General features: G+C 49.9%; 12 protein-coding genes and 1 pseudogene. 1 reads left to right on the top strand and 12 read right to left on the bottom strand.

Annotated elements, in window-relative coordinates:
* Positions 1-28: 28 nt before the first annotated feature.
* Positions 29-772: a YciC family protein gene (locus DEO48_RS09595; RefSeq protein WP_032656704.1), complete on the bottom strand. Its 744-nt coding sequence runs from the start codon at positions 770-772 to the stop codon at positions 29-31.
* Positions 773-797: 25 nt separating this feature from the next.
* Positions 798-1,202, bottom strand: a complete 405-nt coding sequence (locus tag DEO48_RS09590; RefSeq protein WP_021240310.1) for a YkgJ family cysteine cluster protein — start codon at positions 1,200-1,202, stop codon at positions 798-800.
* Positions 1,203-1,484: 282 nt separating this feature from the next.
* On the opposite strand from DEO48_RS09590, the gene ompW reads away from it, so the two are divergent.
* Positions 1,485-2,117: an outer membrane protein OmpW gene (gene ompW / locus DEO48_RS09585; RefSeq protein ID WP_023312086.1), complete on the top strand. Its 633-nt coding sequence runs from the start codon at positions 1,485-1,487 to the stop codon at positions 2,115-2,117.
* A 45-nt stretch (positions 2,118-2,162) separates the two neighbouring features.
* Here the strand turns inward: ompW and DEO48_RS09580 are convergent, their stop codons facing one another.
* The 10 genes and pseudogenes from DEO48_RS09580 to DEO48_RS26755 all read right to left on the bottom strand — a co-directional run.
* Positions 2,163-2,501, bottom strand: a complete 339-nt coding sequence (locus DEO48_RS09580) for a hypothetical protein (RefSeq protein ID WP_109845023.1) — start codon at positions 2,499-2,501, stop codon at positions 2,163-2,165.
* Positions 2,502-2,627: 126 nt separating this feature from the next.
* On the bottom strand, positions 2,628-2,861 hold the full coding sequence (gene yedF, locus DEO48_RS09575; protein ID WP_003856774.1) for a sulfurtransferase-like selenium metabolism protein YedF: 234 nt from the start codon (positions 2,859-2,861) through the stop codon (positions 2,628-2,630).
* Positions 2,858-4,069, bottom strand: coding sequence for a selenium metabolism membrane protein YedE/FdhT (gene yedE, locus DEO48_RS09570; protein WP_109845022.1), 1,212 nt, complete (start codon positions 4,067-4,069; stop codon positions 2,858-2,860). Before yedE ends, yedF begins: the two co-directional genes overlap by 4 nt.
* A gap of 132 nt (positions 4,070-4,201) precedes the next feature.
* On the bottom strand, positions 4,202-5,320 hold the full coding sequence (locus DEO48_RS09565; RefSeq protein WP_109845021.1) for a phage integrase Arm DNA-binding domain-containing protein: 1,119 nt from the start codon (positions 5,318-5,320) through the stop codon (positions 4,202-4,204).
* Positions 5,295-5,558, bottom strand: a complete 264-nt coding sequence (locus DEO48_RS09560; protein WP_181366992.1) for an excisionase — start codon at positions 5,556-5,558, stop codon at positions 5,295-5,297. The genes DEO48_RS09565 and DEO48_RS09560 overlap by 26 nt, the downstream gene beginning before the upstream one ends.
* A gap of 165 nt (positions 5,559-5,723) precedes the next feature.
* Positions 5,724-5,957: a hypothetical protein gene (locus tag DEO48_RS09555; RefSeq protein ID WP_109845019.1), complete on the bottom strand. Its 234-nt coding sequence runs from the start codon at positions 5,955-5,957 to the stop codon at positions 5,724-5,726.
* Positions 5,947-7,794 carry an exodeoxyribonuclease VIII gene (locus tag DEO48_RS09550; protein ID WP_109845018.1) on the bottom strand — a complete coding sequence of 616 codons (1,848 nt, stop codon included), beginning with the start codon at positions 7,792-7,794 and terminating at the stop codon, positions 5,947-5,949. The genes DEO48_RS09555 and DEO48_RS09550 overlap by 11 nt, the downstream gene beginning before the upstream one ends.
* Positions 7,795-7,803: 9 nt before the next feature.
* Positions 7,804-8,010, bottom strand: a complete 207-nt coding sequence (locus DEO48_RS26515) for a hypothetical protein (protein ID WP_146198258.1) — start codon at positions 8,008-8,010, stop codon at positions 7,804-7,806.
* 285 nt (positions 8,011-8,295) lie between these two features.
* On the bottom strand, positions 8,296-8,610 hold the full coding sequence (locus DEO48_RS09540) for a hypothetical protein (RefSeq protein ID WP_109845016.1): 315 nt from the start codon (positions 8,608-8,610) through the stop codon (positions 8,296-8,298).
* Positions 8,611-8,644: 34 nt separating this feature from the next.
* Positions 8,645-9,010 (bottom strand): annotated as a pseudogene (locus tag DEO48_RS26755) (Rha family transcriptional regulator); the annotation flags it as partial.

Genomic DNA, 9,010 nt, shown 5'->3' with positions numbered 1-9,010 from the left:
GGGAGGCTGCGATGCCCCCGCCTCAGGATTACTGACGAATTAACATATACAGGCGGAACAGATAGACCAGCAGTACCGCTGAAATCAGATTGCTCAGCGTATTCGCCACTACCGCGCCAACGTTCGGCGTTAATACCGCAAAATTCGGTGCAAACAACAGCAGGAGCGTTTTGGCGAGCAGCCAGCCGATCACGGCGGGAGCCACCAGACGCATATTCGCCCATGCCAGTCTGATGCTGCTGCGCATCGCGGTAAAAATCCCCATCTTATCCTGCACCACCATCACAGGCGCAAATGAGAGCACGATAGCCAGTAATACGCCCGGCACCACGACCAGCATAATCCCCATTTGCACCAGCATGGTGGTTAAAAAGATCAGGATAAACAGCTTAGGTAAGACTGGCGCACTCGCACCAATCGCCCGTAAGGCGCTGACCCGGTGACCCGCCGAGACCAGCTGAATCATCAGCAAAACGCCGCCCGCCAGAACCGCATTACCAATCAGGCCTGAAAAAGTTGACGCGGCAGACGCCCGCAGCAGAATTTGCTGCTGTTCCGGCGTCATGTTTTGCACCAGTTCAAACAGCCCCACGCTTCCGGCAAGATGGTCGCCCTGGCTCAGGCTGGCAATCTGTTCTTCACTCGGTGAGAAGGCATGGCCCAGCACCACCGTGATAAAGGCACATAGCAAAGCGATCAGTAAAAAGGTTATGAACTGATTGCGGAAAAAGTTTCCCGTGTCACGGTAGACAGACTTCGCCGTGATAGACATGCACTCTCCTTGAGTATTGCAGGTGTTAATTAGCCGGCAATTGTACACCGGATGCACCTGCTGTGGCAGCATCAAGGCTTGTATGGAAAAGCATATCTTTGTAAAGCGGCGGTAATCCAACGCGCGCCCGGGCGCGATTGCAGGCTTCGTTGACCTGGCCATCTTCCCCCGACATGGCAAATTCCCGGCACGGGCTGGGCCGATCCTCATAGATGGAACACCGGGTAGAGACCCCGGGCTCGCCCTGTAGCGCCACGCAGCGGGCCTGCTTTTGGTTTGTGCCGCTCATGCAGCGCAGAAAGGGCGTTAGCGGCTCTGTGAGATGAACCGGAACGGTACCGCCGCCATCGCTGGCTTCGGCCCAGTAGAAAGAGACTCGAAAATACGCACAACAGGCTCCGCACGTCATGCACGGGTTGATATCACTCATGGCACACCTGCTAAAGAAGAACGCATCAAATCAACTTGTGAGAGCGATAAATTATCCAGCCGCCAGAGGAAGAGCAAGAGGGGAAAAAGGGAAAATTTTGTAACCGTGAAATGCCAAAAATTGACATGGAAACATCTTATCGCTTTTGGATGCGTAACAAAAAATTAATCTAGATCAATGAATGTTAAGTTACTGGTTTTAATGTGATCTGTAGCAGATCACTTATTACTCATTTGTAAGTATATTCTCATCCGCGATTAAAACCACAACGATGGAGCGGATATGAAAAAATTAGCGGTGGCAGCCCTTGTATTAAGCAGTCTCTCTGGCGGCGCGTATGCGCATGAAGCAGGCGAATTCTTTATTCGTGCCGGTTCGGCTACGGTTCGCCCGACTGAAGGATCGGATAACGTGCTGGGTATGGGCGGTTTTAACGTCAGTAATAACACCCAGTTAGGGTTAACGTTCACCTATATGGCGACGGAAAACGTTGGTGTTGAGCTTCTGGCTGCAACGCCGTTCCGTCATCGCGTAGGTCTGGGCGCAACCGGTGATATCGCTACGGTTCACCATTTACCGCCAACGCTGATGGCGCAATGGTACTTTGGTGATGCCAGCAGCAAGGTGCGTCCTTATATTGGCGCCGGTGTGAACTACACCACTTTCTTCGACGAGAAGTTTAACGATACCGGTAAAGAGGCCGGTCTGACGGACCTCAGCCTGAAAGATTCGTGGGGTATGGCGGGGCAGGTCGGTCTGGACTATCTGATTAACCGCGACTGGCTGATTAACGCCTCGGTCTGGTACATGGATATTGATACGGACGTACGCTTCAAAGCGGGCGGTCAGCAGCAAAGTATCAATACTCGCCTGGATCCGTGGGTGTTTATGTTCTCTGCGGGTTATCGTTTCTAATCCCCGTCAAACTGGCCACAGGGTGGCCAGTTTGCTTTGCTCACTTCAAAACGACGGATAAACCGGCCGCTCATCAAGCTTTACGCAGTGCCTCAGGCTCTTTTCCCCATAATATAAATAGCTGAAAGCGTCGCTGGACAGGGAATGAAAGAGAATATCGCCGTTGGCAAACGGGATGATTTCGGTATCACCTGCACGTTTATGTCCCGCGCCGGTTTCAAAATGGCCGTGCCATCGTTCCTGGGTATGGTCATAAACGTGCAGAATGACCTCGACAAGTCCTCTTTGCGGACAATTAAGGCGCAGGAAGGTAGAAGAGAAATTCAGGGACAGCGCATGGAAGGGAATCAATAAGGCGAAAACCAGTAAAGCTCGTAAATACATCAAACCGCGAAAACCTCCTTCAAAAGGGAAGTGAGATTTTACTTAAGTCAAAAAACGCGTTTTTGCCGTGGATCAAGATGTCTTATAATTCAATACGATAAAGGCCCCACGCGAGGCCCTTAGCGATCATTTTTGAATCAAATAGCGAATGGTCGGGCCATCCTGCTGGATATCCAGCACCGTGTAGCCGTGGTTTTTCGCATCCAGCGGAATGTTGTTGATGGACTGCGGACAGTCGCTGACCACTTCCAGAATTTCCCCTTTTTTGAGCTGCGGTAGGGCTTCAAGCGTGGCAACAGCCGGATAAGGGCAGGGTTCACCGACCATATCCAGACGGTAATCGGGCACGATCTCTTTCATGCAGCATTCTCCTGGGTTTCTGTTTTAACACTCGCGCGACGGAAGAAGCGTTTCTCCTGCGCGACAACCAGTAAAAAAGCGACCAGCAGCAGGGCGTAGGTGACCAGCAGGCCGCCGAGAGGGCCGAAGATGTTCAGCAGGTTGACCTTGTCCCAACTCGTGGCAAGCGCCGGGGACAGTTCGTCCCAGAAGTACGCCAGGAGCGTCGAGCCGATAACATTTCCCAGGCCCACCCACCAGTAATGCACCTGACCTTCAACGGCGCGGTACATCCAGCCGGTTTCACACCCGCCAGCCAGCACGATCCCGAAGCCGAACAGCAGGCCGCCAATGACCGCGTTAGGACCGGCCCACATGATTTTCGGTTCGACGCCGAGCTGAACATAGCTGAAGATACCGATGGCGCTGACCGCCATCCCGGCGATAATCGCCTTTGCCATCATCGTACGGCCGGTGATCCACATATCGCGAAACGCGGAGGTAAAGCAGATCTGCGCGCGTTCAATGAGCAGACCAAAACCCACGCCGAACAGCATCGCCAGGCCGAGTTTGGGCTGATTCATCGCAGTGCAAAGCGCCCAGGCGACCATAGCAAAAAAGATCAGCATACCGAGGCGGAAACGGCGACGCGCCTGGTCTGGCTTCTGGGTTAACGGAGACGCTGCGCTGACTTTTGTCATTTTCACCGGAATGCGGAACAGCGGTAGCAGGGTGAATTTTGCACCGAAGTAAGAGCCGATGGCCGTGGCGACAGCAAAGAACCAGGCGTGAAGCGAAAACTGAGGAATCCCCGTAAAGAAAGCGGCCAGGTTACAGCCCATCGCCAGGCGGGCGCCAAACCCGGCAATGATACCGCCGACTACCGCCTGCATTATACGAATGCGGCTTTTAGGCATCCGCAACTTAACGTTGTTTGCCCACAGCGCCGCCGCGAAACAGCCGCCGAACATGCCGATGATCATCATCCCGTCGATGCGGGTAAGCGGCGTGCCGTCCAGATGAATGAGTTTAAAGTAACCCCACTCTTCGGTATGCACGCCAGCGAGCTGTAGCAATTGACCACCCCAGCGGGTGAACTCGCCGGTCACGGCCCAGAAGGTGCCGGTGATGCCGAAATAGTAGGTAGAGAGAATGCCTGCCGCGATAACGGCCGGAACAGGTGACCAGAACTTAACCAGGTAAGTCTGTTTGAAGGCGTGCCATGACATGAATAAGCCTCTGAACTCAGAAGGTATAACTGTTTTTAAGAGGCTGTAATATATACTTTTTTTTCTTTCTCCAAAACCTCTCCAAAACTTTTCTCCAAAATACCCTCGTTTTTCATGACCTCCATCAATCTATCAAATCGCCAGTTTGATCCATTCCTTCCCCCGGTCATCGTTATACCTGTCGGTCGTTGACTGTGTTTTGTGCCCCAATAAAATTTTTGTATCGATGCCCTGGGCGCGGTAAAGCCGTTCGGACAATGAACGCTGTTCGTGAAATGTTGTTGGCGTTTTTCCTGCTGGTGGAGTGATTCCGGCAGCGTCTCTAGCTTCAGCAAACTCTTTTGAAAGCAAAATCAGATTTACAGGTTTCGCTGTGTTGTTTCTTTTTCCATGAAGAAGGTACGGGCTAACGAATCTGTCACGACATTTTCGGATCACCTCTTCCAGAGACATGCCAATTGCTTCACAACGAAGAGTAAGAGGTAGCGCTATGCGTGAACAAGTTTTGCTCTGCTCGATATGCAGGTAGCCGTCTTTGATGTCTGAAAATTTCATGTTGGCGATATCATCACGACGCTGGCCTGTAACAAGGGCCAGCAGCATCGCTTTATGCGCATACCGATCTTCTGGTATCTGCGTCAGAATTCGCTTCCATTCCTCTAACGATAATCGTGAACGCGTAACTTTAACGCTCGGTTTCTTCGTTGCTCCGGGAGGATTCCAGCCGGGAGGAACTTCACCGGCATGCTGTGCTTCGGTAAAGATATCTACCCACACAACACGATTACAAAGTGCACTGCTGGCATGGCCTGCATCCAGATACTCATCAAGTAATACGGCGAAATCCTTTACCTCCAGGCTTTTCATGGGGCGTGAGCCCAGACGTTGGGATAGCAACCCGGCCATGCGTGTTTTTTCCGAGTATCGTTTACGGGAAAGAGTACCTGCATCAAGGCTTTGTTTCTGTATCTTCAGATAACGCTCTATCCAGGCTTTTAGGCTGATGCCTCGATGTACGACTGCTTTTGGGGTCTCATCAATTTGGCGTAAATAGTGCTCAGCTTCAGCGGCTGTAATTCTCTGGTTTGCCGTTATTGCTATCTTTTCAGCTTTTTCTTTGTCGGTTCCCAGACCGTGGAACTTCCCTGTTAATGGATTTTTGTACTGGTAATAGGTTTTTGCAGTGCGACGATCAAACCGGGCATATAGCCCGGAAATTGAGACATTATTTTTTCGTGGCCTTGGCGACATCGTTTAAAATCTCCCGCAAAATCTCGTCGTCATCACTGCGAATTTCTGGTTCAACACCGCACACCCCAGGACCAACATATTGAGCCCGTTCATCAATACACCAACGGTTTCCAATTTTTATAGGTCTTGGCTGTATGTAACCTAACTTCCCATGCTTTACCAGGCATGTGGTTGTTATAGAAAATTTCAGCCTTCGCGCTTTCCACTCACGTAGCGGTATCAGTTGCTGTTCGCTCATAGCCATCACCGTTGATGACCAGCAACCACATTACGTGAAGGAACTGGTCATGGTTGATTATCAAAAATCAGTCGTCGATCAGGACGTCCAGCCAAAGGACAAAAACAATAAGCACCACGACAACCACAAAGGCGAGGGCACCGAGAATCTTCAAAAAAGACATACTTAAATCACCTCTATTGTCTTGCGCCGCTTTTTCTTGCGCTTTTGTTTAGGCTTGATGCTCGATGGCACTATCTGCGGTCTTGCTGGTGGCCGTTCGAAATGTCTTTCGCTTATTCGGCGTCGACCTCCCATGTTCCAGACATACCATTTAGTCCAGTCGCAGCCATCATCAACCTTATGGAGCACACGGATCAGTTCGTAGTCGGCGTCCGTATAGTTTTCTTCATCGCTCACACTGAACCTCCTGCAGTCGAATAACTCCGGCAGCCAACTGGACTGCCATATCCGGGATATCATCAAAAGATGTTGCGTGTGCTGGGTTAGCGCATAAGCCCTGTAAAGCAGCGATCGTTAATTGTTGGTGGTAGGTAAGGGCATGTACCGGCAATTCCGGTGTGGCTGCCGGGGGAATAATCACCGCCTCAGGTTTATTTACCACCACCTGGCGATATTCATTCAGTATCCTTGTAAGGTTGTCTAACCTGGTTTCCGGGTTATCGCTCCATTCTTCCAGCGCACTCCAGGCAAGATATTGAACGTCGTAGTCATCAATAATTTCGGGCTCCCCGCCATTTTCAAGGGCAAAGATATCCATCGTGATCATTAACGACAGGTGTGAGGAGTTCTGGCCGGTGCCTGTAATGAGTTGCTGTGCTTCTTTCTCATCGATGAAGCTAGTTTTCCCGTCAAGGACAGCCTCAACCAGAGCTTTAATTGCAATTTCACGCTCATTCAGTGCGGGCTCCACACCTTCAGCCACCCATTTTGGATCTGCAGGGTCGCTAATCCCCGGAACGAACTCACCTCGTCCGGCAGCAAGTGCTCGCCCTGCTTGCTCATCAATCTGCTGCTTTTGCGAAAACGCGTCGCCGAGCTCTTTGTCGAGTTGTGCAGAGCGCCCCGGGCAGACTGCTGGCAAATCATCTTTGTTTTGTACTGGCGAATCATTTTCACTGCTCTTTGTCGCATGGCGTGTTTTTGGGCTACAGGCGATATCAATGGTTTTCTGATCCGGGCTGGCGTGGTTTGACTCGACCAGCTCGCGGTTGATGTACTCGCGCAGTTTTATTGGATTAAGCCAGATGTCCTCCGGCGCGGATTTAATCAGGGCAATAATTGCCGCGCGTGAATAATCCAGGATGCCCGGCGTGCCGCGAAGCTGCTTCCACCATGCCGTAAAACGGGTGTCCTGTTCGGCTTCTGCCATGGCTTTCGCCGGTGTCATGAATTTATTAGGGATCGCGTAGATGTCGATTTCTTCGTACATGCTCAGGATCCCTATTGCAGTCTCAATCCTGAGCGTGGCGAGGTTGTGCACCATATCCGGGCTGCGGTCTGTTTTATTACCGCCCCCGAGCGTGGATCCTGTATCAGTGCGTTTAATGCTGGTGCTGGTGCTGGTGCTGGCGGCCTGGGGGCGTTTATCTGCAGGCGCATCAATCCACCTGGCTATTAGCTTTTTGATGTCCGGCCACTGGGCAGACTCTTTGGCATTCTCTCGAACCCACTCAAGCATTTGCTCCTGTCGTTCTGGTGCAAGAGCCAGCGAGCGGGACTCTTTAGCCAGTGCCTCTGCCAGTTCACGGATACAACCACCTGCATCATCGTTAATAAGGTCGATAACCTGCCCGTACTGCGCTGCTGTGATTTCTGTGACCGGGCCGAATAATGCCAGGCATGCCGCCCGGGATGCCTGATCAAGACGAGCTACAGCTTTTAGTTCCACCTGAATATTTTCGTTATCCTGCTGCGTGTTTCCGTCTGTTTCAGGCTTTAATGCAGGTTCGCCAGCATTCTCATTCCATACGGCGATAGTGTCAAAAAAATCAGGTGTGAAAACATCAAACTCAGGGCAGGGCAATTCTTCCCGGTGTTCCCAGATTTTTACCTTGAAGTAATCATCAAGGTGCTCGGGATGTTCACCAGCCAGCTTGCCAAAAATAACGGCCTCGGCAATCGCTTTGGTGGTGGATTTTATAGCGATAACAAGCGGCTTCAGATCAGGTGTTTTTTTCAGAGCCTTATCTTTCGGGAAGCATGCACCGCCAAACACTTTTAATTCAACAGACATAATGACCTCTTAATATTTAAATAAATAGCTGGCACGGGATGGTTTTGCCACGCGGACTCTCACATTTTTTAATGCGTCGCGCTTTTCTTTTTGCTGATTGCAAACCATGCAATAATATTTGCAGCGATAGGGGTATATTTCGGATTTACGATATGCAAGTTCAACTTTAGGATGTTGTTTGCCGCATCCGGCACAATTGCAGATGGTCTCGCCCATTTTTAATATTCCTGATAAGTTACCTCTGGTGAGGCAGGTGTTGATGGTTTTTAGAGTGAGTTAAGTCCTGCCGGTTAAGGCATGAATTTATGTATTCTTATTTATTTAATAAATTTGTTGATATCCCAGACCCAGAATTTAAATAACATTTCGTTATGGCCTGGTAGTCTGTTGTAGAAAAATAACCCCATGCATCGAAGTACCTTTTGTCTTTTTCTGTGCACCCACATAACCCTGATAATCATAAAGAGCACAATTGCTTCATATAAACACAAAATAACAGTTTCAATGTTTATCATCTGCATTCCTTTTTAGGCTGTTTTTAAAAACTTCTTCGGGTAAATCAAGGTTTATAGCGTGCCTAACCTTACATAAGTCTGCGTCACAAATAGCGCAGTCACCATATGTCTCGTAGTTCAACAGAACATCATCAATATTTACTTTCCGGTACGGATGGCGCAGACCAAGCAAAGTAAAAGGGTCGCCATCATGAAGCCCGGCTTTAAATAAATCCTTTGCTCCGTTCCATAAAAATATATTTGATGTCTGCACTGCTGATGCAGCGCGAGCTTGTGCGGCAACAATCATTGCTTTGTTCATGGTGTTTTTCCATGTGAAAATAAATTAGTGCGGATTAGAATGAATGAATTTTTTCCCATTTTGCGCGCGAACGTTTTGCATTCTCACACAACAAAATAATTGCCTCACTGGATAATGAGCGTAAATCAGCTTCGTCAATAACAACGCATCCGGTACGTTGAGCCATCTCAACAAAATCGCCGTAAGAAAGCAGCATTTGTCCTGGCATGACAATACGAATATTGACAACCTGACCACGTTCGACGACGGTCATATATGAAAAATCAGTTTCAACGGGGAAAACAGGTGCGACTGGCGCAACCGGCAGCGGCTTCGTCAGTTCAGATTCAAGGCGGTTAAATTCGGAAATGTAGGCTTCTTTGAATGCCGCGGCCTTTTTGCCAGTGAATCCCATGACCAG

It is taken from the genome of Enterobacter sp. CGMCC 5087 (assembly GCF_003144775.1).
GTDB classification, from domain to species: domain Bacteria; phylum Pseudomonadota; class Gammaproteobacteria; order Enterobacterales; family Enterobacteriaceae; genus Enterobacter; species Enterobacter cloacae_M.
This window is presented reverse-complemented; position numbering and strand designations above follow the sequence as displayed.